This window comes from Pseudoalteromonas sp. JSTW (genome assembly GCF_013423925.1).
Lineage (GTDB): Bacteria > Pseudomonadota > Gammaproteobacteria > Enterobacterales > Alteromonadaceae > Pseudoalteromonas > Pseudoalteromonas lipolytica.
The window spans coordinates 264,970-289,467 of record NZ_CP058973.1; the positions used below are offsets into that span (position 1 = coordinate 264,970).

General features: G+C 40.3%; 24 protein-coding genes. 7 read left to right on the top strand and 17 right to left on the bottom strand.

Annotation, left to right across the window (positions count from 1 at the left end):
- Window positions 1-146 precede the first annotated feature (146 nt).
- From GZH31_RS17505 to GZH31_RS17540, 8 genes are all read right to left on the bottom strand, one after another.
- Window positions 147-1,454: a lipopolysaccharide assembly protein LapB gene (locus GZH31_RS17505; protein ID WP_075593297.1), complete on the bottom strand. Its 1,308-nt coding sequence runs from the start codon at window positions 1,452-1,454 to the stop codon at window positions 147-149.
- A gap of 17 nt (window positions 1,455-1,471) precedes the next feature.
- Window positions 1,472-2,077, bottom strand: coding sequence for an energy transducer TonB (locus GZH31_RS17510; protein WP_065979085.1), 606 nt, complete (start codon window positions 2,075-2,077; stop codon window positions 1,472-1,474).
- Window positions 2,078-2,089: 12 nt separating this feature from the next.
- Window positions 2,090-2,503, bottom strand: a complete 414-nt coding sequence (locus GZH31_RS17515; protein ID WP_063707380.1) for a biopolymer transporter ExbD — start codon at window positions 2,501-2,503, stop codon at window positions 2,090-2,092.
- Between the two features lie 46 nt (window positions 2,504-2,549).
- Window positions 2,550-3,077 (bottom strand): MotA/TolQ/ExbB proton channel family protein, encoded by a 528-nt coding sequence (locus GZH31_RS17520; protein ID WP_065979084.1) that lies wholly within the window; start codon window positions 3,075-3,077, stop codon window positions 2,550-2,552.
- 3 nt (window positions 3,078-3,080) lie between these two features.
- Window positions 3,081-4,448 carry a MotA/TolQ/ExbB proton channel family protein gene (locus GZH31_RS17525; RefSeq protein ID WP_180311868.1) on the bottom strand — a complete coding sequence of 456 codons (1,368 nt, stop codon included), beginning with the start codon at window positions 4,446-4,448 and terminating at the stop codon, window positions 3,081-3,083.
- Window positions 4,449-4,458: 10 nt separating this feature from the next.
- Window positions 4,459-5,211, bottom strand: coding sequence for a DUF3450 domain-containing protein (locus tag GZH31_RS17530; protein ID WP_036971874.1), 753 nt, complete (start codon window positions 5,209-5,211; stop codon window positions 4,459-4,461).
- 497 nt (window positions 5,212-5,708) lie between these two features.
- Window positions 5,709-6,413, bottom strand: coding sequence for a hypothetical protein (locus GZH31_RS17535; RefSeq protein ID WP_065979083.1), 705 nt, complete (start codon window positions 6,411-6,413; stop codon window positions 5,709-5,711).
- A 217-nt stretch (window positions 6,414-6,630) separates the two neighbouring features.
- A complete protein-coding gene (locus GZH31_RS17540) occupies window positions 6,631-6,927 on the bottom strand; it encodes a hypothetical protein (protein ID WP_065979082.1) in 297 nt (98 codons plus the stop codon).
- 340 nt (window positions 6,928-7,267) lie between these two features.
- On the opposite strand from GZH31_RS17540, the gene GZH31_RS17545 reads away from it, so the two are divergent.
- Window positions 7,268-7,432: a hypothetical protein gene (locus GZH31_RS17545; RefSeq protein ID WP_155950849.1), complete on the top strand. Its 165-nt coding sequence runs from the start codon at window positions 7,268-7,270 to the stop codon at window positions 7,430-7,432.
- A 21-nt stretch (window positions 7,433-7,453) separates the two neighbouring features.
- On the opposite strand, the gene GZH31_RS17550 is transcribed toward GZH31_RS17545, so the two are convergent.
- Both GZH31_RS17550 and GZH31_RS17555 read right to left on the bottom strand, forming a co-directional pair.
- Window positions 7,454-8,068 carry a response regulator transcription factor gene (locus tag GZH31_RS17550; RefSeq protein ID WP_036971875.1) on the bottom strand — a complete coding sequence of 205 codons (615 nt, stop codon included), beginning with the start codon at window positions 8,066-8,068 and terminating at the stop codon, window positions 7,454-7,456.
- Entirely contained in the window at window positions 8,046-9,191 is a 1,146-nt protein-coding gene (locus GZH31_RS17555; RefSeq protein WP_065979081.1) for a sensor histidine kinase, read from the bottom strand. The genes GZH31_RS17550 and GZH31_RS17555 overlap by 23 nt, the downstream gene beginning before the upstream one ends.
- 150 nt (window positions 9,192-9,341) lie before the next feature.
- Here GZH31_RS17555 and GZH31_RS17560 point away from each other — a divergent pair, with 150 nt between their 5' ends.
- From GZH31_RS17560 to GZH31_RS17570, 3 genes are all read left to right on the top strand, one after another.
- Window positions 9,342-10,511, top strand: coding sequence for an acyltransferase family protein (locus GZH31_RS17560; RefSeq protein ID WP_065979080.1), 1,170 nt, complete (start codon window positions 9,342-9,344; stop codon window positions 10,509-10,511).
- 71 nt (window positions 10,512-10,582) lie between these two features.
- On the top strand, window positions 10,583-10,888 hold the full coding sequence (locus GZH31_RS17565; protein ID WP_180311869.1) for a hypothetical protein: 306 nt from the start codon (window positions 10,583-10,585) through the stop codon (window positions 10,886-10,888).
- A 163-nt stretch (window positions 10,889-11,051) separates the two neighbouring features.
- Entirely contained in the window at window positions 11,052-11,366 is a 315-nt protein-coding gene (locus tag GZH31_RS17570) for a hypothetical protein (RefSeq protein WP_036971883.1), read from the top strand.
- A gap of 196 nt (window positions 11,367-11,562) precedes the next feature.
- Here GZH31_RS17570 and GZH31_RS17575 read toward each other — a convergent pair whose 3' ends face one another.
- The 6 genes from GZH31_RS17575 to GZH31_RS17600 all read right to left on the bottom strand — a co-directional run bounded on the left by GZH31_RS17575 (window position 11,563) and on the right by GZH31_RS17600 (window position 18,507).
- Window positions 11,563-12,480, bottom strand: a complete 918-nt coding sequence (locus tag GZH31_RS17575; protein ID WP_065979078.1) for a DUF5700 domain-containing putative Zn-dependent protease — start codon at window positions 12,478-12,480, stop codon at window positions 11,563-11,565.
- 126 nt (window positions 12,481-12,606) lie between these two features.
- Window positions 12,607-12,969 carry a GFA family protein gene (locus GZH31_RS17580; protein ID WP_083202766.1) on the bottom strand — a complete coding sequence of 121 codons (363 nt, stop codon included), beginning with the start codon at window positions 12,967-12,969 and terminating at the stop codon, window positions 12,607-12,609.
- Window positions 12,970-13,317: 348 nt separating this feature from the next.
- Window positions 13,318-13,923 carry a DsbA family protein gene (locus GZH31_RS17585; RefSeq protein WP_180311870.1) on the bottom strand — a complete coding sequence of 202 codons (606 nt, stop codon included), beginning with the start codon at window positions 13,921-13,923 and terminating at the stop codon, window positions 13,318-13,320.
- Complete coding sequence (locus GZH31_RS17590; RefSeq protein ID WP_257473724.1) at window positions 13,924-15,003, bottom strand: GGDEF domain-containing protein; 1,080 nt, start codon at window positions 15,001-15,003, stop codon at window positions 13,924-13,926.
- A 14-nt stretch (window positions 15,004-15,017) separates the two neighbouring features.
- Window positions 15,018-16,907 carry a methyl-accepting chemotaxis protein gene (locus tag GZH31_RS17595; RefSeq protein ID WP_065979075.1) on the bottom strand — a complete coding sequence of 630 codons (1,890 nt, stop codon included), beginning with the start codon at window positions 16,905-16,907 and terminating at the stop codon, window positions 15,018-15,020.
- A gap of 328 nt (window positions 16,908-17,235) precedes the next feature.
- Complete coding sequence (locus tag GZH31_RS17600) at window positions 17,236-18,507, bottom strand: sugar MFS transporter (RefSeq protein ID WP_180311871.1); 1,272 nt, start codon at window positions 18,505-18,507, stop codon at window positions 17,236-17,238.
- Window positions 18,508-18,644: 137 nt separating this feature from the next.
- On the opposite strand from GZH31_RS17600, the gene GZH31_RS17605 reads away from it, so the two are divergent.
- Window positions 18,645-19,862 (top strand): AGE family epimerase/isomerase, encoded by a 1,218-nt coding sequence (locus GZH31_RS17605; RefSeq protein WP_180311872.1) that lies wholly within the window; start codon window positions 18,645-18,647, stop codon window positions 19,860-19,862.
- A complete protein-coding gene (locus GZH31_RS17610; protein WP_065979072.1) occupies window positions 19,862-20,815 on the top strand; it encodes a carbohydrate kinase in 954 nt (317 codons plus the stop codon). Before GZH31_RS17605 ends, GZH31_RS17610 begins: the two co-directional genes overlap by 1 nt.
- Window positions 20,816-20,862: 47 nt before the next feature.
- On the opposite strand, the gene GZH31_RS17615 is transcribed toward GZH31_RS17610, so the two are convergent.
- Window positions 20,863-22,557: a M1 family metallopeptidase gene (locus GZH31_RS17615; protein WP_257473725.1), complete on the bottom strand. Its 1,695-nt coding sequence runs from the start codon at window positions 22,555-22,557 to the stop codon at window positions 20,863-20,865.
- 182 nt (window positions 22,558-22,739) lie between these two features.
- Between GZH31_RS17615 and GZH31_RS17620 the strand changes: the two genes are divergently transcribed.
- Window positions 22,740-24,476 (top strand): hypothetical protein, encoded by a 1,737-nt coding sequence (locus GZH31_RS17620; RefSeq protein ID WP_180311874.1) that lies wholly within the window; start codon window positions 22,740-22,742, stop codon window positions 24,474-24,476.
- Window positions 24,477-24,498: the final 22 nt, after the last annotated feature.

The window sequence follows — 24,498 nt, forward strand, 5'->3', positions numbered from 1 at the left end:
TTTTAATAAACATAAAATGACAATGTAATTGACTTTAAAATTAGAGGGTTAACTTAAATTAAACAACGGAAAAAAGCCGCCCGAAGGCAGCTTTGGTGTTGCGATTATAATTAAGTTATTTTGTACGCTTGCCTGTTGAATACAAATTAGAGCAATGCGGTACGTAACGTTTCGGCGTGTACTTTTTCACGCTTCACATACTTGATCCATTGCTCAGCTAAACGCTGTGACTTTTTGTGTTTTTCAGCTTGCTCAAACGCTAAAATAGAGGCATCAAAGTTTTGTAAGTTGTACTGTGCCATTCCTAAGGCTACATACACATTCGATTCAAACTCTAAGCCGCCTTTATCAAGTGCTTTACGGGCTGCATCCGCTGCTTCGTCGTATTTTTCAAGGTTAATGCTCACCTCTGCGATACGCTGGTCGTACTGACCGTGCGGCACTAAGTCAGCAGCTTTAGCAAAATACGGCAATGATTTTTCGTCTTCTTTTGCTTGCACCATGGCTTCTGCAACAAAAGCATAGTTTTTAGCAGATTGTTCAACAACACCGTCTTTCATGGCTTTACTCATCACATTCGCCGCTTTATAAGCAAGACCGTTGTATAAATACACTTGTGATAATTGGCGTAAATCAGATTTAGACTTTAAAAAGCCTTGCTGATACGCGGCTTCTAACACTGCTAACTGCTTTTTCTCTGCGCCTGTTTCACCATACATACCACCTAATTGAACCCAGTACTCAGGTTTATTGTATAGCTTCACTAATCGCTCTAGCACTTCAACCACTTTGTCAGATTGATTGAGTGAGTAGTACATTGCACGTTGTAAAATTAGCCAGTTTTCTTTTGGCATTTCACCTTTGCTTTCAGCTTCTGCAATAGCAAGGTTAATGTTTTCAATGCCTTTTTGATAATCTTTAAGCTGATAATAAGCTTGAGATTTTAATACGTAATACGCATCTGTTTTTGGCTTATCATTGATTTTCTCCCACTGATCCAAATACGTAATTACTTTATCGTAGTCACTATTTGCCATCGCTAATTGCGCTAAACTAAACGTGGTGCTTACGCGCAATGTTTCAGGGATTTCTTCTTCTGCCACGACTTTTTCGAACGACGCAATTGCTTTACCAAGATCGTTTTCGTTGTAGTAAATAAAGCCGTAGAAATTATGCATCATGGCAATTTCATACGAGTTCATACTTGATGAACGCTCTTTTATGCTATCTAAGGCAGCAAGACCCGCTTTTGCATCACCATCATCAGCCAGCTTTTGAGCACGCGCCAATTGGCTATACACTTTTTCACGCAGTGCAGGTACGCGTTTGGTTTTTTGCTCTTCGGCATAAGCTGTAGCCAATGTTACCCCTGGTAACATACTAACAACGCTTGGTACTACAAGGCTGCTTGTGAAAGCAGCCGCGCAAATCACGGCAACTTTTAAAGGTTTCATAATCGCATTCCTCTTCTCTAACCGTTAATCTGGAAAGAAATTTTGTTCTGTACGCCCGCTACTTCAACGGCTTCACCGTTAACAACGCGCGGTTTATATTTAAATTTAAGTGCAGCATCCATTGCAGCGCGGTCAAACAGTGACTCAGGTTCCGCTTTAATCACTTTAGGGTCACGCACGGTGCCTTGCTTGGTTACTGTAAACTCAACAATTACATAACCTTCGATACCACGCGATAAAGCTCGGCGCGGATATACAGGCGCTACCTTTACAATGGGTAAGTATTCACCGTCGCTTGATTCAAGCGCTAAACCACCGGATAAGTTAACGTCAGCTTCAACGCTTGCACCAAAGTCAAAGTTTGCATTGCTTGCATTGGGATCACTGTTTTGCATTTGCGGTGATTCCATTGGCGGTGGTGGCTCTTTTGGCGTTGGTGGTTTTTGTGGTTTGCGCTCTTTCTTTTGTACCGTCTCTTCTTTTTTCAGACGAACAAAATCAAGCACGTTCCCTTTTACTGGCTCAGACATGGCCCCTTCACCGCCGGTGATCAGTGCCTGCATGCCTAAAAACAGCATGACAGTCACGATACCAGCGATGATTAATGCAACTATATAACGCATCGCTCACATTCCTTATGATGCTTCTTGCGCAGCAATCGACACATCAAATGCGCCTGCAGCTCGCGATGCATCCATAACTTTAATCAGTACATCGGTTGTGGCTTTTTTATCAGCTTGAATAACCACGCTACCTTGAGGGTTTTCAGCTTTTAAGCGCTCAATATTTGCTTGTACCGCACGGATATCTACTTGGCGTTTGTTAATCCAAATTTCACCCTTGTCTGAAATAGCAACTAAAATGTTGGCACGCTCTTTTTTCACAGCGGTTGCCGCTTCAGGGCGGTTAACATCAATACCGGCTTCTTTTACGAATGATGCTGTTACGATGAAGAAAATAAGCATGATAAAAACAACGTCTAGCATTGGTGTCATGTTGATTTCTTCTGCATCGTCTTCTTGAAATAAGTTACCTAGTGGCGCTCTCATTATTTGTCTCCTAGTGGGTGGTGTTTTACATCACCCTAAAATTCATTTAGTGGTCTAAGACCATATTGTCTTCAAGTAATTGCACTTCGCGTTTTGCACGACGTTGTAAATACGTTGATGCAAACACCCCTGAAAGTGCACCCACCATGCCCGCCATTGTTGGGATAGTGGCTTTAGACACCCCTGACGCCATCGAACGCGCACTGCCTGTGCCTGTGATTGCCATTACATCAAATACTTCGATCATGCCGGTAACAGTACCTAACAGACCTAAAAGTGGACATAACGCAACCATTACGTTGATTAGCGCAAGGTTATTATTTAGTTGCATGCCAGCGCGTGAAATCATCGCCTGGCGAATTTGCTCTGCGTTCCAACTGTTACGCTCTGCTCGATTGTTCCAAGTGCTTTTTACGTCTTTTTTGTAGCGTTTAAAGCCACCAAAGAAATACATAAAACGCTCAAGTATCAATAACCACATCGCGAAGATGAGGACCCCGATGACCAAGAGAACTTGGCCACCCGTGTCGAGGAAATCACGTAGAGCATTGATTGCATCAATCAATAGCACCATGATTTACGCTCCTTTCTCGCTTCGCTCTGCAATGATACCTGCGCTTTGCTCTTGTAAAATTAACAGCATGTTTTTAGAGCGCGTGTTAAGAAGTGTGTATAAAAATACCGTTGGAATAGCCACAACCAGACCCAGTACCGTTGTTACAAGTGCCTGAGAAATACCACCAGCCATTAGTTTAGGGTCACCTGTACCGAACAAAGTAATAGCCTGGAAGGTATTAATCATACCGGTTACCGTACCAAGTAGACCCAATAACGGAGCTACCACAGAAATAATCTTAATGAGCGTTAGGTTACGAGTAATTTTTGGCATTTCACGAATGATTGCTTCGCTTAATTTAAGCTCAAGTGTGTCGTACGCTACATCTGGGTACTGATCTTTCACTTTCATTACACGACCAAGTGGGTTGTCATCACGTGCCACTGTGTCTTTAAGCTGACGACGGATTTTGCTACCCATAATCATCAGAGATACAAAACGCTCAAGTGCGATTAATAAGGCAATTAAGCCAACACCTAAAATGATGTAACCAACTGTACCACCTTGGTGAACTTGCTCTTCGGTGTCTGGTGCTTGAACTAAAAGACCTAAGATTGAACCACCTGTTGGGTCAAGTGCAAACGGCACAACACCTGAGTTAGCTTGTTGGAGATCCGATGCCGTCGCTGTGTATCGGCTGCTTGGTTGGCGAGTAAGCTGGCTGATTGTGTTAGTCGCTGGCGTGTACTCTAGGTATTTACCATCCGCGATTAAGTTAAATGCACCAACACGCACCACTTCTTTTTGTGCTTTGCTGCCACCTTCAACAATAACATCCGTCGTAAAGCGTGACACTTTACCCTGCTCAGTCATTTCGCGTTGTAATTCAAACCATACTTTTTCAATATCATCGATTGAAGCAAGCTTCGACGTTGACCCCATTTTTTGAGCAAGCTCATCCATGAAGTTACTACGTCCTGGTAGCTCTGCAGAAACAACAGAGGTCATGAATTTGTTGCTTGAATCGCCCGCTACTTGTTGTAACACACCGAAAAGCTCTTTAAGTGAACCCATACGGTTTGAAAGTGTCTCGGTTAAGTTAGCAAGTTTTACTTCGTTTTCTTCAAACTGCGTTTCTAAACGCTCCGACTCGTTAAGCATGGCATTACGCTTTGCTTGTGTATCTTTAAGCATTTGCACTTGTTCGTTTTGGCGCGCCATGAACGCTTGCTCACGTTGCTTATTCTCAGCGCTTTGTTGTGCTTTACCTTGCTCTAATGTTTTTAGTAATGAGTCTAAATCCATTGGCTCAGCAGCAAAGCTACTACCCGCAAAACCAAGGCCAGCTGCAAACACGGCCATTTTTGTCATTGTCGTTAATAATTTCATCTCGAACCTCTTATTCAGCAGCGTGGACTGGCAGTGTTAACATATCTGGGGCAAGTTGCTTACGCGCAATACGTAAACCTTTACTAATTTGACTGATTGCAGAATCGGGTAATTCAACAAACGATTTTGTTTCTTTATCCCAGCTACCTGCTTTTTTGCCGTCGCGTGTTAAATAAATAAGCTCTAAACGGCCGATACGTAAAAAGTCAACTTCGCGCTCTTGACCATCAACATCAAGTAATGCGGTGTACGCTTCGATAGTACGACCGTAATCAACTTCTACTTGGTAGGCTTCCAGTAAGCGGCGGAATTTTTCACTTGATGTGATGTCTGCGCGGTCCATCATTGCTTTCAATGAGGCAATACGCTTGCTACGTTCTTCAGTTAAGAAAGGCACGTCTAGTGCAACAAATTGGTCAAGGCCTGTGATCATGCGCATCATTAATGGCGTGATTTGACGCTCGATAACCGATACCTGATCCATAGACTCGTTTAACGCGTCCATTTCAGCAATCTGGTTATTTAATTGCTTGGTAAGTTGTGCGTTATAAACAGTTAAACCGTCAATTTCTTTGTTTAGGGCTTTGAACTGTTGTAAACGACCTTGCATTGAATCTGCAATCTTGTCGATTTTAGTTTGTGATTGCGCAGCAGATTTGTTTATCTCACTACTTTTATCAATTACTTTATCTAGATCGTTTGCATGTACTGCTGCAGATGCCGCTACAATACCTGCTAAAATCAGTGGTTTAACGCCTTTCATCGCATACACCTTTACTCGTTAAATTAGCTTAATTTGCTAGTGGGGTTGTTTTAATGAGCGAAAGTCTAACGATGAAAAATGACAAGCGTGTTGCGTAAAAAATACAAAAATATGACAGCTGTAACAATTCGTTTATGTTGGGAAAAAATAAGGGGGAAATCTCGAGGATGTGCCTTATAAGTTAGGCATTTATAAACATTTGGGGCAATTATTTTGAAATTTCAGCTAAGAAAAAAAGACATTAAATTTAAGCTTTGAGAAAAACTCACGGCAGCGCGTTTTTGCACAAAGATGCGTTAATCGGTACTCGCCAATAAAAAATGAGTTTGCATTACACATAACAAAGGCAAATAAATAATGTTAGTTATTCACCAATTAAGGTTTAATCGTTGGATATGTCTCAGTGCCAAACTTGATAGTTAAAGCGAGCCTAATATGACATTTTTAAATGATCGCTGCGTAGCCCAATTACAATGCCAAATAAACCTTTTAAGTAACTAATATCTCGCAGCGCTGCGTTTTAACTGTGACAAGATGTTATCAGTCAACTTTAGCCAATTTGTTTCATACTCCCACGTCCTTTTAAAGTCGTCATTGCTCCTTGAGCTTTCAAGCATTTCTCTAAAATCGAAGACATCGGCAAAATTATCATTCGTAACATCATACCTTCCATAGCCCCGGGATTCAGGCCCGATATATTTCAAATAATTAGATTTAAAATCCTTTATAGCACTTACTAATTCCTCCGAACCATTTAGTTTTTCTTCTAAGTACTCTTTTTCAAGGTCTGTAATCGAACCTGTCGCTTCTAAAGTACCAGATTGGTTTATTGATATTCCCCAACTTTTATAGGCCAATGAAGGCGCTTGATTATTTATATCTGAGAGTAATGCATCATAAGGAGAAAGCATTTTTTCCACAGCCTTCGGTACACTCCCACCAGGCATATATAATTCGCCAGTCGCAACAGCAAGTTCATACATAAAGTCATCAACCGTTTTAGTCATGTCTATTTTGCTCGCGGTCATTGTCAGTGGCTTGCTATATGTTTGCTCTAGTTCAGTTGGCTCGCTTTTGTGATATATGTCATCCGCCAACTTTTTCAGCTCATTATTTAAAAGAGCCTCCCCATCTTTGGGTGATTCTAATGTCACATTTTGATTATTTAGTGGCTGCGGTAAATTTTCAGAAATAACCTTCATAACACGTCCCTGTTTCAGTGATATGGTTTTGTATCGGCCTATTTTTATAATTCTTTAAAGCTTAAATGCTGCTAGATTGATGTTAACTCATCACTGGACAGAAACACGTTAGAGTATTTATTCGGTAACGCCCTGTTAACAGGCAATAAAATTGTTGGCTAAAATGAGCGACGCAGGAGCAAAAGCCAACTGTTTTTTGTCCTTGTTTAATTTCTTGTTATGTTGAAACTTGCGCAATCAAATGATTAATACCATAAAAAGTAAGAAACAAGCCAATTAATAAGCCTAACAACCTAATGTTTTTATGTGCATCTGAAGGTATGGCTAGCATACTTGCAATACCTATTTTTTCACCAAGTTGCCAAGCTAAACACTTGTCCAATCCCCAGAAGGTTAAAAACAGATAAATACTTACTAATGATTCATAGTTTTTATCTAAATAATGAAAAGTAAAAAATAAAACTATGCAAAGTAAAGCTAAGGCAAAGATAACGCTTTTAAATTTTTTTATCACCTAACCTTTCCTTGAAACATAACATGTTTATAGCGAGCGAATCGCGCGTTTTTCTACCACAGCGTCGCTCGCTTTTCTGAATGACTCATTTGTAACAAACTTCTTAACTAATTGCCATTACTACTAAAATGCAGTAGTTCTAGCTTTTGTCTCAGGACAAAAACGAGCGATTGGGTCGTTTTACTGACTATGCAAGCAATATACTTTGACGAAATAGAAAAGCAATTTTGAACGGCCGAAGTTCGCTTTTTTGAGTAATTCGCCTAAACACGTCTTGGGGCAGTTATGAGTTAGAGTCGACGGGCGGTTCGGTGCCATGAGCAGACACTGAAGATCTTTAATGTCTGAAATCAAAATTTGGGTGATGCCAATCATACTCATTGCTAGGTCACAAAAAGTGGAACGCCAAGAAAAGCTCGCATGGATAGTCGCCTGTTTGTTTATTAGTTGGTTTTGTTTACTCTTATTTATGTTGATTGCACCACTTAAGCCTAATCAAAAATAGTAATTTGGTGTTGTTCGCGTGTTAAATTAGGTTTTGATTAATGGCTTTTATAACGGCCTGAGTGCGGTCTTTTACATCTAATTTGGCAAGAATTTGTGACACATGATTACGAATAGTCCCCTCAGAGTTATCTAATTTTTTGGCAATCATTTTGTTTGGCATACCCAAAGACAAACACTGCAATACGGTTTGTTCTTTGTCCGTTAAGCAGAGCTGAGGGCTTAGTTCCTTTTTGAGTAAAAAATCAGTCACCGCACTTTGCAATACTCGCTCACCTGCAACGACCTGCTTTATAGCGCTAATGAGTTCTTCAAGTTCAATGTTTTTAAGCACATACCCACGAGCACCTAGATTAAGGGCTTTGACTAATACATCACAATCTTCAAATGTGGTAATGATCAGCACAGGGGTTTTATCACCCTTTTCACGCATTTTTTGCAGCACGCCGAGCCCATCTAAATTCGGCATTCTCATATCGAGTAAAGCAATGTCAAAACTATGCTCAGCTAATAGTGTAAGCGCTTGCAAGCCATCTTCAGCTTGGGCTTCGATATTAATGGCGCTATCAAGGTTAAGTAAATTAGCGAGGCCTAAACGAACTAATGTCTGATCTTCAACTAGTAGGCACTTTATCATGGCTTTTTTCTTCTAAATTTAGTGGTAGTGTCATGGTATTGATCAGTGTTTCTTGCTCAAGGTGTTGTGAAAATTCACCGCTAAATTGTGCCATTCGCTCATTTAATCCTGCTAATCCGTTCCCTTGTTTTGGTAAATGGGTCTCTGGTTGATTGTGATACGCTTTTGCAACTAACAGCAGCTGTTCGCCAACGTGGGTGACATTTACATGCAAAGTAAAATGGTTTGCTTGGGTATGTTTAAGGGTGTTGCTGATCATCTCTTGGGTAAACCGCAATACACAAAGGGCGTAGTCTTGAGGGAGCTGCTCTGTCTCCTTACTTAGTTGGAGATCACAGTGTAAATTAGGTGTTAGTTCGCAAATGGCCTCAAGAGCTTGCTTAAGTATCGTTTTGTCATTGCGTTGAGTGGAAACGATTTCGCGCACCTCAGCCAATACTTCTTGGCTAAGTTGGTGACAAAGAGAGAGGGTTTCAACGGTGGCTTCATTTGCTGCTCTTTTAGCAAAATCTAAATTAATGCTGAGCGCGGTAAGCTTATGGCCGAGTGAGTCATGGAGCTCGCGTGATATCTTTTGTCGCTCTTGCGCTGCATGCATCACCCCCATCATGTGTTGGGTGGCTTTTAACTCTTTGTAGTTTTGGCGGGATTGGTAATGTGTATTTAAACTTTCGACAATCCGGCGACTGACAAACCAATTCATCAAGCAAAAGAAAAACCAAATTGTAAACGTGATCCAAGGAATGCCATTTTCCCAGCGCGCATAATGCGTTAAACCATACACCAGCATGGCGGCCACAACGCAAGCCAGTATTTTAGGAAGCGAAAAATGAGGACTAAAAACCGCGGTAAACATCACTAGGTGGATAAAAACTAAGGATGTTGAACTCAGTTGTATCATTGCCAAAATAAGCAGGAAATAGCCAAGTGCTACGCCGTGAACAAATTTGTTAGGCTGTTTTAACACATACAGCAAAATAGCTAAAATGGAACCACTTACTATGATTTGCAAATATAGCGCTAATTCTGAGTTGGCATAATAGGCACACGCCGATGTCACCCCAAGCCACGATGCCAATGTTGAGAAATGCCAATCGGTTGTATGTCGTATAGTTGATTCCATTACTATGACCATATTTTTTTAGCAATTATTGCAGAACTCGCGTTGTAAAAACAGTGACATCTGTCATAGCTCGGGCTATGAGCTTTGTGACTAGTGCCATTATGCCTCATTCATTTATGCTTTATTAATAAAAATTAGTTGGGCACATTAATGAATAAAGACAGTCGATTACATTATATTGATAATTTACGCAGCCTCGCGCTATTGCTTGGCATAGTATTTCATGCCGCTTTAGCCTACAGTCCGTTCTTTAGCAATATTTGGTTTACGGCAGACCCAAGCACACATGGTCTATTTGATTATATTACGCATACGCTGCACTTATTTCGGATGCCGTTATTTTTTATTATTGCAGGGTTTTGCAGTTCACTTTTAATAGACAAATCGAGCAACGCGCGCTTTTTACATCATCGCAGTAAACATATTCTACTGCCTTTTATTGTATTTTTACCGTTAAGCTTTGCCGTTTACTACCATGCCTTGAGTTTTGGAGCCGGTATAGCTAATCCAATACCGCCGATTTTTGCTGTGTTTAAAGTTATTAAAGAGCCTGTTGTTAGCACTATGCACTTATGGTTTTTGTGGAACTTATTCCAGTTTTGCTTAATTCACTGGTTGTTGAAAACAACTAACTTATTAGGCAATAAATTCGATGCGCTTAGCGTCCACCCTTTATTTATGTGGGTTGTACTTCCCATCGTGTTAACGTTTTCATTAATGGGGCAATCTATTCCATTTCCTGCTCCTGATAAACTCACGCCACAGTTGTGGTCGTATGGTTTTTACGGCAGTTTTTATTGTTTAGGAGTAGGGCTTTATAAAAAACAACAACTCATTTCGTCATATCATAAATACTTATGGCCTCTTATTTTGGGTGTTGCAATATCACTGACTGGCTATTTTTCTTTATTACCAGCCGCGCCAAGCTTAGATGAAGTGATTGCTGCCGCAACTACGGGGTCTTTTTCCGCAGCGGGAGAGCTATATGTATTGCATGTTTTATCACAAGGACTGAGTGTTATTTTGTTAACCGCCATAACGTTTTTACTTGGGCATCGTTTTTTAAATCACAAAAGTAAGCTCAGTCGCAGCATATCAAATGCATCATATTGGATTTATTTAATACATGTGCCAGTGCTGATTTATATTCAGATGCCATTGATTAATACTAATTTGCCAGTTTTAGTAAAGTTTATAGTTAGCGTGGTTTTAACATTACTTATAGGTCAAATAAGTTATTTATTATTAGTTAAAAATACATGGTTTGGCGCACTACTTAACGGTAGGCAAACCAAGAGAAAGATAATACAGTCAGCCTAAATGTCGTCACTTGGTAATGACTTAAAAGCAGCAAAACTGACACATTAAGAGCTACATCAAGAGATACTATTATGCATGCAATAACAATCAAATCGACAATCGCCACGATTCAACAAGGGACAATCAAAGCCGACGGTAGATTTTGGCTAACCAACACCGATATTCATTTTGCACCGTTTAATGCGCAATTTGGGTTAGGACCTTATATGTTTGCACAGCGTGAAATTGTCAAAGTGAGTAAGTGTACTGGTAAAGTTGCAGGTATTTTGCCTTATACACGTGATGCAATTGAAATCATATTAAAAGATGGTAATAAATATCAATTCATTGTGTCAAACGCAGATGAATGGATTAAATTACTTACTCATAGTGCATAGCGCAATCGCTGGTAATTCATCAAAATAGCTATTGTTTTAATGTACCTAATAATGCACGATAAAAATATGACGCTATTTTAATTTGGTATTCAGTGAAGTACATGGATTTAATAAATATGCTTTTGCTTAAGCTCGGATTGGATAAAAAGCTCATCCACTCATCGTGTTAGGGAAAAAACTATCAAACAACAATAACGCGGTAGTTAAGCCGCTTGAGTTATATTGTTTTTCGCCTGATGCGTATTTCGACGATATTAGTAAGTTTGAGAAAGACAATTGTTTTATTGAGTCTTTGGACGATATAGCCCCTGTTAACGCATTGGTGAGAGCGCTGAGTAGTGCAAATGCCGTTGTTTGTATTGATAATCGCTCTGAGCCTTTGCTTGTGTTGCCACTATTACAAAAGCTCGTGCCCATTCGTTTTGAAAAAGCCAACGAGGATCAAATCTTGACTTCAGACATCAAAACTTTTGATTGACTGCTTCGCTCAAAGCAGATCTTTAGAGCATTTACATTAGCTCATTTAGGGGCAAAGACGAGTAATATATCTCGGTCAAAGGTCAGGAACGCGTTGAGTCTATAATCAATAACCCAACATTAACGGGCTTAAAATAGTTTGTTAGAATAGTAAGACACTCAAAATAAACTGTTTTAAGACCCAGTTTAACTATTTGTCAGCCTTGCAATTCGATTAATGAATCAAGTGCTTTTAGTAATAATAGCTCTACAGTCTTTTTCTCCATTTTAGCCAACTCTTCTAAACTGTAATCTTTGCCTATTTCTTTAGCTAAAATGTAGCCTAGGTAATAACCTCTGCGGTATGGCAAATTTGTTTCATCTTTTCTGAAACTGAAGAATGAAGAGTATGTTTCAGGATTTTTCGAGTAAAATTTTCCCTTAAGATCAGTCAGCGAATAACGCAGTCTAGAACGGACATTTTTAATCATATTTTCAGGTATGTTTAGCATCAATTCATCATTACTCGCAGACGAATTCAATTGGTGTGACACGTACGTTGCTAAGCCCTCAGTCCATAGCGAGCACCAGAGTTCATCATTACATTGAAAAAAGTTTTCATGGTAAACATGAAATAGCTCATGATGGAAAAATGGGGTGTCATTCTTCCAGTTATGGTATTTAGCCATCAGATCTACACCAAACATTAAGTAAGATTTGCCATTCAAATCACGTGTTGCCCCATTGAAGCCACCGAGCGAATGGAGTATATATATTGGTGTTTCAGATTTAAAATCTTCAAAAGTAGCAATAAACGAGTCCATGCTACCATTTAAATTTTTAGATAACTCTCTGTTTTTTAATAAGTATACATCTTCTATCTCACTGAAACTTTCAATAGATTTAACAAAGCTCTTATTACTATAGAAAGGCTCAAACTGAGAGGTGAAATACTGTGAAAACTGCTCTGCTCTCTTTTCAGGGGATAACGTTTTGCTTGACTGATATACAGAATAAAAATCATCAGAAAGATTAATTATTTCGTAGGTAGCTGATTGGTCTTGGCCAAGTGTTTTGAATGATAACACTCCAAATAAAAGTGTTGTTAGCAGATGGGTTTTATAAAAATTTCGCATAATCTAATACATATTATTGATAAGGTTAACGCCATTTAAGCGGCAAATTGCTGTTAGCTAAAATAGGCAAGACACGAACAAAAAGTTCACGACAATTTGTCCAACTTAGAATGCCTTGTTAGGCATTTACTGCTTTATTTCTTTCCATGTATCTGCGCCGTCAAAATATCTAATTTTAAGAGCGCTAAGAATATTTGCATTTACTAAACGAAAATTGACAGCCATTTTATCTTTATTGCCAAGTTCTGTTGGTGTGTAATGAGTTAAACAACCGCAGTTATTACAGTGATGGAATTCAATGGTTTTATCACCCCAAGAATATGAAGCAATAGAATTATCTATCGTAGTAAATTTAACGTCTTTGGGTGAAAAGTAAGCCCATAAAGATGCATACTTACTGCAAGCAGAACAATTACAACTTGTAACCGTATCTGTGATTTTAGGAACCGCTATTTTAATGTTGCCACAATGACAACTTGCTTCGATCATTCCGTGATTCTCCTAAATACCTAACAGGTATATATCGAGCTAGTCGGTCATTTTTATACCACGCTGAAGCTCAATTATCTTAAAGACATATTATTAACAAAGTTATTAGCCAATTACTATATATTAAAAGTTGGTTGCTCTTCTTTTACCGTGATCACAAAACGAGTGATTGGGTCGTTATTTAACTATGCAAGCGCTCAAACCATAACAATAGAAGAATGTTTCAATATTACTCAACTAATTGATTGCTCTAATAAATAATTAGTCAAAAAAGTGATATGAAATTTTCCTACTAACCCTCGTTAAATGACTCCCCTCTCTTAAAAAACAAAAGAGCTGGCTTTGAGACTATATAAGCGAAAGGATCTGCTGATAACTGGCTTCCCAATCAAGGTAATTAACTGGGATTACATGGTACTCCCCTTTATTTTCGAGCACTAAAGAAGGAAAGCCTTGGATTGGCAGTGAACGCGCTGCATTTATTTCAGCCATTAATAACGCATTTATCGCGTCACTTTGAATATCATTAATAAAGGCTGTTTTATCTAAGCCTATTTGCTCTGCTAGATTAGCAAGGGTGCTTATGTCAGATGGGTTTTGTGCGTTTAAGTAGTAGGCTTTTTGAATGGCATAGAGTATTTCGGGCTCTTTATCGTGTTGCCTTGCAACAAGTACCGCACGACATGCTGGGTAGGTAGAGCGGCGTGGTTGAGCTGTATGCCAAAAATCATGATTAAATTTCGTACCAAGCTGCTGCTCAATTCGATGCCATGTTTGCTGTAAAAATTGCTGCGTGTCTAAAGGCATTGGCTCATCGCTATCAGGTGCAAGCCCCCCTACTTTATACTCAATGCTGAGTTTATCGGTTAACGCAGCCTGCAGTTTTAACCACGTTTCTCTGTACCCCCAACACCAACTGCACATTGGGTCGTAAACATATATTAATCTGGCCATTTACTCGTCTTCTTGTTTATTGGATACAACAGTATTGCGCCCTGCCATTTTAGCCTTGTAAAGATTATCATCGGCTTGCTTAACAGCCTTACTAAACTGACTGGCGTGATTTAAGCTCGCGATACCAATACTACAGGTAATAGACACGGCCATTCCCACATCATAAGCTATGCGCTTATCGGCAACATAGGCACATAATTTTTCAGCAACGCGATGGGCTGTTTTGAGCTCGGTATTGGGTAATAAAATTATAAATTCTTCTCCTCCATAGCGTGCTTTTATATCGGTCGTGCGTAGCTTATCGAAAAGCATAGACGTAAAGGCAATCAAAACCTGATCGCCAAAATCATGGCCGTAAGTATCATTAACTAATTTAAAGTTATCTAGATCAATTAACAATATCGACATGGGTAAATGACTTTGTGCATCCGATTCTAAGCGTGGACAAATATGCTCATAAATATAGCGACGATTGGCAAGCCCGGTGAGTGGGTCGGTTAAAGCGTCACGCTTTTCAATAAGGGTAATATCAGCAATTTTTTGATGGCTTTTTTGACGGAAAAATTCACTGATCCCAGAGAACAAAATAACCAATGTGAATGAGGCCAAAAATCGTGTCATTTCAACATGACCATAACTTACCTGACCAACATCAGCACCAAACAACAAAAGTGTAGTGCTTAAGTACATAATGGCCACAAATACACTACCCACTTTAAGCCCTAGCGTTACATAGGCAACAACCGGATAAAACATTAGCCAATACAATGCTGTATTTTCTTTACCTCCGGTATACACCAGTGAGATACACAACAGCATAATAATTAATAAGATAATGCAGGCGATTGCAGTAAGATTTCCCGTTCGAAAGTAATAAAGCAAACACCCGACGATGGCTATATCGCTTATTAGCAGCATCACCGTAAGCGGTAAGGCATACACCTGATAGTTCAAAATGAGCAATGTGGTAATTAATGCTATGGCAAAAAAGGCCATGGTAAATAACGTGAAGGCACGGCGTTGTTTGTCCGCCGTGTCGACACTTTTTAAGGTAATGGCACTAAGCCAGTTTTGATCCAAAAGTGAGAATACCTTTATACTTTAAACTTCAGAACGAGCTTTTCAAGTTCATAAAACTGCGCTTTGAGTTTAGTGCACTCATTGAGGGTATTGTTTAAGTTACTTTGCCCTTGGTTAGACAACTCACTTATTGAATGAATATCACTATCTAAGCTTTGAATAACATGATTTTGCTCAGTTGTTGCATTTGCAACACTGTGATTTACTTCATCTATTGACTCGATTGCCTGTGTAACCTCGGCCATTTTGTCACCCGCAATATGCGCTTGTTCAACGCTTTTCTCGCTGTCTTTAATACTGGCAGTCATTACTTCAACTGCTGACGCCGAGCCCTGTTGTAACTGCGTTATGGTGTCTTCGATCTCTTGTGTTGATTGTTGTGTACGATGAGCAAGCTGACGTACTTCGTCTGCAACAACGGCAAACCCTCGACCCGCTTCACCCGCTCGGGCAGCCTCTATTGCGGCATTTAAAGCAAGTAGATTTGTTTGCTCGCTTACCCCTTTAATCACTTCGAGTACTTGGCCGATACTGACCGTGTGAGCATCTAAGCTGTTAATGGTTTTTTGTGCTTGCTCCATATTACGTGACAGTGCATTAATTGCATTTAAGTTGTCCGCGAGTGCAGACTGACTTTGCAGCGATTGGCTATTTGCACTTGTCGCTAATTTAGAGGCATTACTAGCACTGTTTGATATTTCGACTGCACTTGAAGTTAACTCATTAATTGCCGTAGCCACATTATCTGTACGCTTTGTTTGATCAGCGTACATAGCGAGTGTGCCTTGAGTTTGATTTACTAAGCTTTCAACTAATCGCTCCAGCTCAACCGTGGTACTTTTTACTTGTTCAATTGAGCTATGAATTTTTTCTATAAAGGCATTGAAGTAATGACTCAATTCGCCAAATTCATCGTTATTCTCGATTTCAAGACGACGTGTTAAATCGCCCTCGCCTTGAGCAATGTCTTTAATTGCATCGCTTAAGCGCTGCATCGGGCGCATTAAATAGCGCAATAAAAATTGCATCATCAGTACAATCGCAACAATCCCAATAAGCATGTAAACAGCCGCCATGTTTCTAAATGACGCCACTGACGAATACGCTATCTCTTCGTTGATCACCACACCTAAGTACCAATCAACATTCTTAATGCCTTTTATTTTAGTAAACGAGACTAGCTTATCTGAGCCCGCAACTTGCACTTCAACAAACTCTGACTGTAAAGACAGGTTTTTGCCAAACAGGTCACGCATATTTTTATCATTATATTTCGTGTCGGGATGACTTAAAATACGTCCTTCGCTATCCAGTAAAAAGCCATAACCAAACCCTAAAAAGTCAATTTCGTTAACGATTTTAGTGATGGTTTTCATATCGATATCAGCGCCAGCAACCCCACTAAATACACCATTTGATTGCATTGGCGCGACAGCCGAAATAGTTAATTCGTTTGTGGTTACATCAATATATGGCGCGGTGAAAGCCGTATTCGTTTTGTTTTCAACAAGCTTATACCAAGGGCGTGTTGTTGCGTCGTAGTCTGGCGGTAATACAACAGATTGGTCATTAAGTACAAACGTCCCATCTGAAATACCAATATACGTATTTTTAAAATTGCCCGCTTTATCTGCCGTACTAAGCTGGGTTAAGGTCAACGCTTTGCTGTCACCTAATTGGTATGTATCCGCCACAGAAGACACGATGGCTAGTTTGGCATTAAGCCAGTTAGCAATATTTTGTGACACCGATTGAGAGATCTCTTGCAGAACTAAAGATAGCTGCTCCTGCGTTTGGCTTCGCATTGAGATAAAATTATTAATTGTGAATAAACCCAGCACTATCACTAATACTAATGACGCAGCTACGGTGACTTTGGTGGTAAATTTAAGCGTGCTTTGCATGGCAACCCTATTTGTTGTTATTTTCGTTGTTAGCCGTTTATTTTTAACAAAATAAAATCACTTTGTCTTATAAATTTAGCTTAAAACCATAAAAACGTCGCTTTTTAAAACCACTTCTTCACGAAAATCGATTACTTTCTGTGTACTCATAATAAAAACCAAACATCAAATTGCAACAGCACAGTTCAACATCTCTATTGGAACGTTCCTACACTGTAAGTGTTCACGTATCACTGAATACGTATTCATAAAATCATGCGGCTAAGATAATCAGGCATAAAAAAACCCCGCGTCTTAAACGCAGGGTTTTCATTAAAAAGAGGCCGCTTTAACCTATTCGTTTTTTCCACGTGTCGGCAAGACGCACAACATTCAAGCCATACCAGGCAATAAACGCATAGCAAATCACTGGAACGAAGAAGCTTTGTTGAATACTAACGGTATCGGCAACAACACCTTGCACTAAAGGCACAAGCGCTCCACCAACAATGGCTAAACATAACCAACCAGAGCCTTTACTCGTTAATGAACCTAGGCTTTCAATGGCAACTGAAAATATGGTTGGGAACATAATTGAGTTAAATAAACCAATCGCCAGCACAGAGTACAGTGCCACATTACCTTCTGTGAAAATTGTCACAAGTAACAATACAATAACCATCATGGCGTTAAAGAACAGCGCTTTAGAAGGGGCTATTTTTTGCAATGCCGCAGAACCGATAAAGCGGCCCACCATCGCACCACCCCAGTAGTATGCAATTAAACTTGCGGCTGCATGCTCTTCAAGCCCCGCAATATGTGCTTCACCAAAGTAATTAACTAAGAAACTACCAATTGAAACCTCTGCACCCACGTAACAAAAAATTCCCACGACTCCCATAATTAAATGAGGGGCTTCTTTTAGGCTATGATTTTTTGCTTTGCAGTCTTGCTCTTCTGTGTGCTCAGCAATGACAGGTAATTTAAAAAACGCAAATACCACAGCAATCGTTAACAGCGCTGCTGCTAGCATTAAATATGGAACCTTAACAGACTCAGCCGTTGCAGCGTTTGCCGCCAATGAGCCCGCGGTACCAAAAAATAAGATCCCGCCAACATAAGGGCCAACCGTTGTGCCTAATGAATTGAGCGCTTGCGCAAGGTTTAAGCGAGATGATGCTGTTTTCTCAGGTCCCAATGCGACAACATAAGGATTTGCTGATACTTGTAACACTGTAATGCCTGCAGCTAGTACAAAAAGCGCACCTAAAAATAGCCAATACTCATGCACTACAACAGCAGGGTAAAACAACATACAGCCAATTGACGCAACGATTAAACCGGTTAGAACCCCGTTCTTATAACCCAATTTTTTCACCAACATACCGGCTGGTAACGACACTATAAAGTAGGCGCCAAAGAAGCAAAACTGTACCAGCATTGCTTCGGTATAGGTTAAATCAAAGACGCCTTTTAAGCGCGGGATCAACACATCATTTAAAACTGTAATAAAACCCCATAAAAAGAACAGGGTCGCCATTGCCGTTAAGGGAAGCAGGTAGTTTTTATTTTGCTGCGACCCCTCAGCGACAAACGATTGGTTTGTATTAATTTCACTCACGTGGTTTTCACTCCGTTAACAAGTTACGCTTGATTCTACACATTGAAGTAAAAATAGCACAAAGATTTAATAGGAACGTTCCAAAATATTTATTTCCTGCTATAGTTGCTTTAATCAAGAAAACCACCGGAGGCAGCATGCATACTGTCGATTTTCAAAGCCCTGATTTCTTAAAGCAGCACATAAAAGACACGCTCGCTTTTTATCATCCGCATTGTGTTGATAATTCAGCAAATGGTTGCGGTGGCTTCTATCAATTTTTTAAAGATGACGGTCAGATTTATGACAAAGAAACCCGTCATTTGGTGTCCAGTACTCGCTTTGTTTTTAATTATGCAATGGCCTATTTGCATTTTAAAGAGCCTGAATACCTCAGACTAACGCACCATGGCTTAGCCCACCTTGAGCGTGTGCATAAGCAAAAATCTGGGGGGTATGCGTGGCTGTTAAAACAAACCAACGAAGGCAAGGTCACCATTTTAGATGACACGAATCATTGCTATGGCCTTGCGTTTGTACTGCTTGCAAATGCAGTCGCATTAAAAGCTGGCATCAGCGAGTGTGAAAATACCATTTCGCAAGTATGGAATTTACTTGAAACCCATTATTTTGATGCCAAAAATAATGCCTATTTAGACGAATACACTGCCGATTTTAGTCAAGCCGACACTTACCGCGGTCAAAATGCCAATATGCACCTATGCGAAGCACTTTTGATGTGTTTTGAAGCCACTAATCAGCGCCACTATTTAGACCGCGCGCTGCTGTTAGCACAGACATTCACACTAAAGTTGGCGGCAAAAAGTCAGCAGTTTGTGTGGGAGCATTACCATCAAGATTGGCAGCTCGACTTTGATTACAATAAAGATGACCCTCGCCATTTATTTAGACCGTGGGGCTTTCAACCAGGCCACCAAACTGAATGGGCTAAACTGTTACTGATTTTAAATCGCCATGTTGAATTACCTTGGCTAGTTGAGCGGGCTAAAACGTTATTTGATGACACATTGGCTATTGCATGGGATAACGAGCACGGTGGTATTTTTTATGGTTTTGCGCCAGATAAACAGATTTGCGACAGCGATAAATACTTTTGGGTTCAGGCCGAATCATTGGCCGCTGCCGCCCTACTCGCTGATGCTACACACGATGATACATATTGGCTTTGGTATGAGAAAATTTGGCAATACAGTTGGCAACATATGGTAGATCATCAGTATGGGGCATGGTTTAGAATTTTATCAGCAAACAATCAGGCATACAGTGACGAAAAATCACCTGCGGGAAAAACCGATTACCACACAATGGGTGCCTGCTACGAAGTATTAAAAGTAATAACATTGAGGAATACATAATGAGCTTAGTGTGTTTTGGCGAAGCGCTAATTGACTTTTTGTCTGACGGCAAACAGCCTGAATCATTTACCAAATATGCAGGTGGTGCGCCTGCTAACGTGGCTGTTGCAGCAGCAAAGCTAGGATTAAAAACCAGTTTTTGTGGCATGCTTGGCGATGATATGTTTGGACACTTTATAAAAGATGAGCTGGCACAGCATGGCGTTAACACCGATTATTGCCAATTTACCGATGCCGCTAAAACAGCACTCGCCTTTGTTTCACTAGATGAAAGCGGCGAACGTTCATTTAGCTTTTATCGCCCACCCGCGGCCGATTTACTTTATCGGGTAGATGACTTTAACAGTTCGATGTTTGCTGAACATGCCATTATGCATGTATGTAGTAACAGCCTTACTGAGCACAACATCTATCAAACAACAATTTACGGCCTTACTCAGGCGAAAAAAGCCGGTGCAATTTGTAGTTTTGACATGAATTTGCGCGAAAACCTGTGGCCAAGCATGCGCCATACGCTAGATAGAATGTGGCATGTTATCTCTTTGTCAGATATCGTAAAACTTTCATTTGAAGAACTTGAGTTTCTAAATCAAAAAAGTCATCAGGCAATGCCACTTGAACATACCATTGATACCATTTTAAAGGCAGGTGTAACCTGTTTGCTCGTTACCAATGGCGGTGAAGCAATTAACGTTTATCACGCTGATTTTAAAGGCCAAGTAAGCCCACCAGCCACCAACGTTGTTGATACCACTGCCGCTGGCGATGCCTTTATTGGCGGTATGCTGTCAAAGATTGGCCAGCACTGTGAAAATAAGCAACGTTTTAAAGAGTTTTGCCAAACACAAGCGAATATAGAACAGACCATTGCTTACGCCGCCAAAGCGGGCGCTTTTGCAGTGAGTCGCTATGGCGCATTTGCGTCATTGCCAAGTGCAGCAGACTTAGCCTAAATTAACAGTGAACACGGCAATCACACATGCCGTGTTCATTTTCTTCGTTACAACTTTGACTCTTCATTCGAGCATTTGTCTATAATCGGTAAATATCTAAGCACTTTCATTTGCGGATCAATAACAACATGGTCTCCTTGCTGAATAGCAATATTTATACGACCCTCTTTAGGGTAATAGGTGTTCGACTCTCCATTAATTTCCACAGGGATCGGCATCGGAAACTTATTCCCTTTTAACGAGGCTGTATTCCAACTTAACGTAATGTTATGTGGTGTTTGTGTTACTTCAAGCTCAGGTAATTCAGCCTGCTTTAGATACACATCAAAAAACCATTGATAGTCTTTACCTGTTAAACGATTAACAATGCTAATAAACTCGTCGGTGTTGCGATAACGAGGCGCAATTGGGTAGGTTAACGATGCGGTGTTATTCACACCGTAAAGCAGCTCTCGTGTTGCTTGCCAAAATACGTCTTCACCCACAAGCCAGCGAAGAGTATGCAGTGTCCAGCCACCCTTACCATAAATATCAGAGTTAAACGCTTGGTCAGATGTAATTTGACCTTCAAGCACAACTGGCGCACAGTTTTTAAGACCTAAATAGGCTTTATACATACTGTGATTGTAGGCTGCGTCACCAAATTTATATAAGCTGTAACTGGGTTGCATATAAAAACCAAACCCCTCATGAAGCCATGCATCATTAAGCTTTTCGTGGGTCATTAAATTGCCAAACCATTCATGGGCAAGCTCATGCTGTAATAACCAATCATATCCATTGGGATCACGCGCATACTTTTTGCCATACGCATTGACTGTTTGATGCTCCATGCCTAAGTGTGGCGTTTCAACAAAGCCTAACTTTTCACCGCCCCAAGGATAGGGTCCGAGCATTTTCTCAAAAAACGTCACCTGCTGGCGTAAATCATTGTCGATAAGCTCGCGTGCTTTTTGCTCATTTTGTGTGAGAGACCAAAACTCAATAGGCACCGTCGCGCCATTCACACTGGTATACTCTGTTTTAATACGCGTATAGGGCCCAATATTAATCGCAATATTGTAATCACTTGCTGGCACCGATAATAACCAATCGAATTGTTGCTTATTATCAATCAGTTGCGTGATATTTTGCAGTACACCATTACTCACTGCACTTAAACCATTTGGCACAGTTAAACGAATACGCATGCTATCGGCTTTGTCTGCAAAATGATCTTTGCAAGGCCAGAACAAGTCACACCCTTCCCCTTGCACTGCCGTTGCAATCCATGGCTCACCCGATTCGGTTTGTGAAAAAACAAAACCCCCATCCCATGGTGCATTTTTAGCAATGTGTGGTTGCCCTTCATAAGCAACGGACACCGTAGCGACACTCCCTGGCGCTTTTTGTTCACCTAAATCAATGGTGATCACACCTTGATTTCGTTTAAAGTTAAGTGGCTTATCTTGTGAGGTAATCGCGGTAATAGTAAATCGGCTATCCAGTTTAAGTTCGACAAACTGAGTGGGTGCTAAAATTGTAAAGTCGGTTTTTGATAGCCCCTTTAATCGTTTCTTATTTGGTATAACTTCAAGTGCTAAATCGTAATGTGTAACATCAGTCTTAATAGCAATCTCTGATAGCGCTTGTCCTGTGTCACCAATAACAGGGTCTAGGGGTAATGGGTTTGTACTGCACCCCACTAAAATTGCACTTATAACAGCAGCAGCTGTTGATTTAATTAAATTAATACCCTGCAAAACACCTTCTCCATTCATTATTTTTATTATTTCTTTTATCGCATAGCTTTATAGGTAATACAGCGATTTGCGTTGAATTACCCTGTTACAAAAATCTTATCATTGTTGATTAAGCAAATATGGTGAAGGGTTTGTAATCATGGTATGTTTTTTAACTAATTAAAGAAAAAGGAATTCAAGCTATGAATAATAAGCTTCTTGCTGTAGGTGCTATTGCAATTGTTGCAGGTGCGGTGTTGTATTCACAAAATAAAGCCAGTGTTGATGTAGATTTACCTGAGCTTGCCTATGTGCCAGCAGATACTGCCGTGTTTTACGGGCAATTAAAGCCATTCCCGTATAGCAAATACTTTGCACTTATGCCTGATGCAATGAAAGGCACCAATGACTTCACCCCTATTATTGCTGAGCTAAAACAAACCAGCGATCCAAACGCTGTGTTTCTTGCTTCGTTAATGGAAAAGTATCAACAGTCTTTAAGCTCTTATGATGCGTTTAAATCAATGTGGGGGTTTGGCGATGACTATAAAGGAATGATGTATGCACAAGGTTTAATGCCAATTGTTCGTTTTGAAGTCGCTGACCAAAGCAGTATTATTAATAGCATTAAGCAATCTGCCGACGAAGCAGGTATTGCTTACACAAGTGAAACACTTGATGGTGTGGGCTACACACGGTTCAACATTAGCCTTGAAGGCTTAGATAATATCGACCTGATTGCGTCAACGCATAACAACTGGGCGACATTAACTCTAGCAACCCCTCTTTCGAACAATCAAGACTTACGCATTGCCCTTGGAATAGAAAAACCAGCTAAGTCACTCGCTGATACTAAAAAGCTGCCTGAGTTAATTAGCACTTTTTCACTTGATGGCAACTCAGTTGGCTATGTTGATCACCAACATATTGCCAATGCAATTACGGGTAAAGAAGACTCGCGTTTGCACCAAATGCTCACAGAACTACTCAACAAAGCCCAACAAGCCAATGCATTAGACGCAATTTCAACACCAGAATGTCAAGCTGATATCGCTTACATTGCTCAAAAATGGCCCGCAACCGTATCGGGTACCACAAAATCACGTATTACAGCTGATTATGCCGATTTCGATGTTAAAGCCGTATTACAAAGTACCGACCAAGACTTACTAAATACTCTGCAGGCCGTGCGTGGCTTTGTGCCAAAACACACCACACAGCTTGATGGTCAAATGCTCAGTGTTGCTTACGGGATTGATGTTGCAAAAGTACTGCCACTCGCCAATACATTGACTGGCGCATTGAAGTCAGCCGAATTTAACTGTGGCCCGATTGTCGCTCTACAAAATGAAATGCGTGATGTCAGCACTGCAGGGCTTGCTATGGTCTCGGGTTTTGCAAATGGCGTTCAAGGAATGAGTTTAAGCGTACAAGATGCCAAATTTACGCTTGATGACACTCAAGGCCCACAAGTTGAAAGCTTCGATGCTCTAGTGACTTTATCAGCCACTGATGCACACGGTTTATATTCAATTGCGCAGGGGTTTGTTCCACCACTTGCAAATATAAAACTGCCGGCCAATGGTGATGCGGTAGTCATTAATGAATATATCCCTTCGCCTGTCCCGCTTAATTTTGACATTAAAATGGCGATGAAAGGTAATCACATCGTGATTTTTACGGGTGATCAATCTGCACGTATTGCAAACGAATTAGACGCGCAAAGTGTCACAAAAAATGGGTTTGTGAATATGGCGTTTGATATCCAAAAAATCCTTTTACCGTTACTTGATACGATTGCTGCAACAGGTCAGTTCACCAATGAAGAAATGGCTGAACTTGAAGCCCTGCGTGACCAACCCGTAGGTGTCTATTTTGCCACAGACATTACTGACAACGGCATAGGACTTGAAAGTAACGTACAAATTACTAAAAAGTAATCGCTTAAACTGATAAATGAGA

Bases quoted from the DNA above. Each gene is read 5' to 3' on its own strand.
- GZH31_RS17505 (WP_075593297.1), bottom strand. From the start codon at position 1,454: ATGAAACCTTTAAAAGTTGCCGTGATTTGCGCGGCTGCTTTCACAAGC.
- GZH31_RS17510 (WP_065979085.1), bottom strand. From the start codon at position 2,077: ATGCGTTATATAGTTGCATTAATCATCGCTGGTATCGTGACTGTCATG.
- GZH31_RS17515 (WP_063707380.1), bottom strand. From the start codon at position 2,503: ATGAGAGCGCCACTAGGTAACTTATTTCAAGAAGACGATGCAGAAGAA.
- GZH31_RS17520 (WP_065979084.1), bottom strand. From the start codon at position 3,077: ATGGTGCTATTGATTGATGCAATCAATGCTCTACGTGATTTCCTCGAC.
- GZH31_RS17525 (WP_180311868.1), bottom strand. From the start codon at position 4,448: ATGAAATTATTAACGACAATGACAAAAATGGCCGTGTTTGCAGCTGGC.
- GZH31_RS17530 (WP_036971874.1), bottom strand. From the start codon at position 5,211: ATGAAAGGCGTTAAACCACTGATTTTAGCAGGTATTGTAGCGGCATCT.
- GZH31_RS17535 (WP_065979083.1), bottom strand. From the start codon at position 6,413: ATGAAGGTTATTTCTGAAAATTTACCGCAGCCACTAAATAATCAAAAT.
- GZH31_RS17545 (WP_155950849.1), top strand. From the start codon at position 7,268: ATGTCTGAAATCAAAATTTGGGTGATGCCAATCATACTCATTGCTAGG.
- GZH31_RS17550 (WP_036971875.1), bottom strand. From the start codon at position 8,068: ATGATAAAGTGCCTACTAGTTGAAGATCAGACATTAGTTCGTTTAGGC.
- GZH31_RS17555 (WP_065979081.1), bottom strand. From the start codon at position 9,191: ATGGAATCAACTATACGACATACAACCGATTGGCATTTCTCAACATTG.
- GZH31_RS17560 (WP_065979080.1), top strand. From the start codon at position 9,342: ATGAATAAAGACAGTCGATTACATTATATTGATAATTTACGCAGCCTC.
- GZH31_RS17565 (WP_180311869.1), top strand. From the start codon at position 10,583: ATGCATGCAATAACAATCAAATCGACAATCGCCACGATTCAACAAGGG.
- GZH31_RS17575 (WP_065979078.1), bottom strand. From the start codon at position 12,480: ATGCGAAATTTTTATAAAACCCATCTGCTAACAACACTTTTATTTGGA.
- GZH31_RS17580 (WP_083202766.1), bottom strand. From the start codon at position 12,969: ATGATCGAAGCAAGTTGTCATTGTGGCAACATTAAAATAGCGGTTCCT.
- GZH31_RS17585 (WP_180311870.1), bottom strand. From the start codon at position 13,923: ATGGCCAGATTAATATATGTTTACGACCCAATGTGCAGTTGGTGTTGG.
- GZH31_RS17595 (WP_065979075.1), bottom strand. From the start codon at position 16,907: ATGCAAAGCACGCTTAAATTTACCACCAAAGTCACCGTAGCTGCGTCA.
- GZH31_RS17605 (WP_180311872.1), top strand. From the start codon at position 18,645: ATGCATACTGTCGATTTTCAAAGCCCTGATTTCTTAAAGCAGCACATA.
- GZH31_RS17610 (WP_065979072.1), top strand. From the start codon at position 19,862: ATGAGCTTAGTGTGTTTTGGCGAAGCGCTAATTGACTTTTTGTCTGAC.
- GZH31_RS17620 (WP_180311874.1), top strand. From the start codon at position 22,740: ATGAATAATAAGCTTCTTGCTGTAGGTGCTATTGCAATTGTTGCAGGT.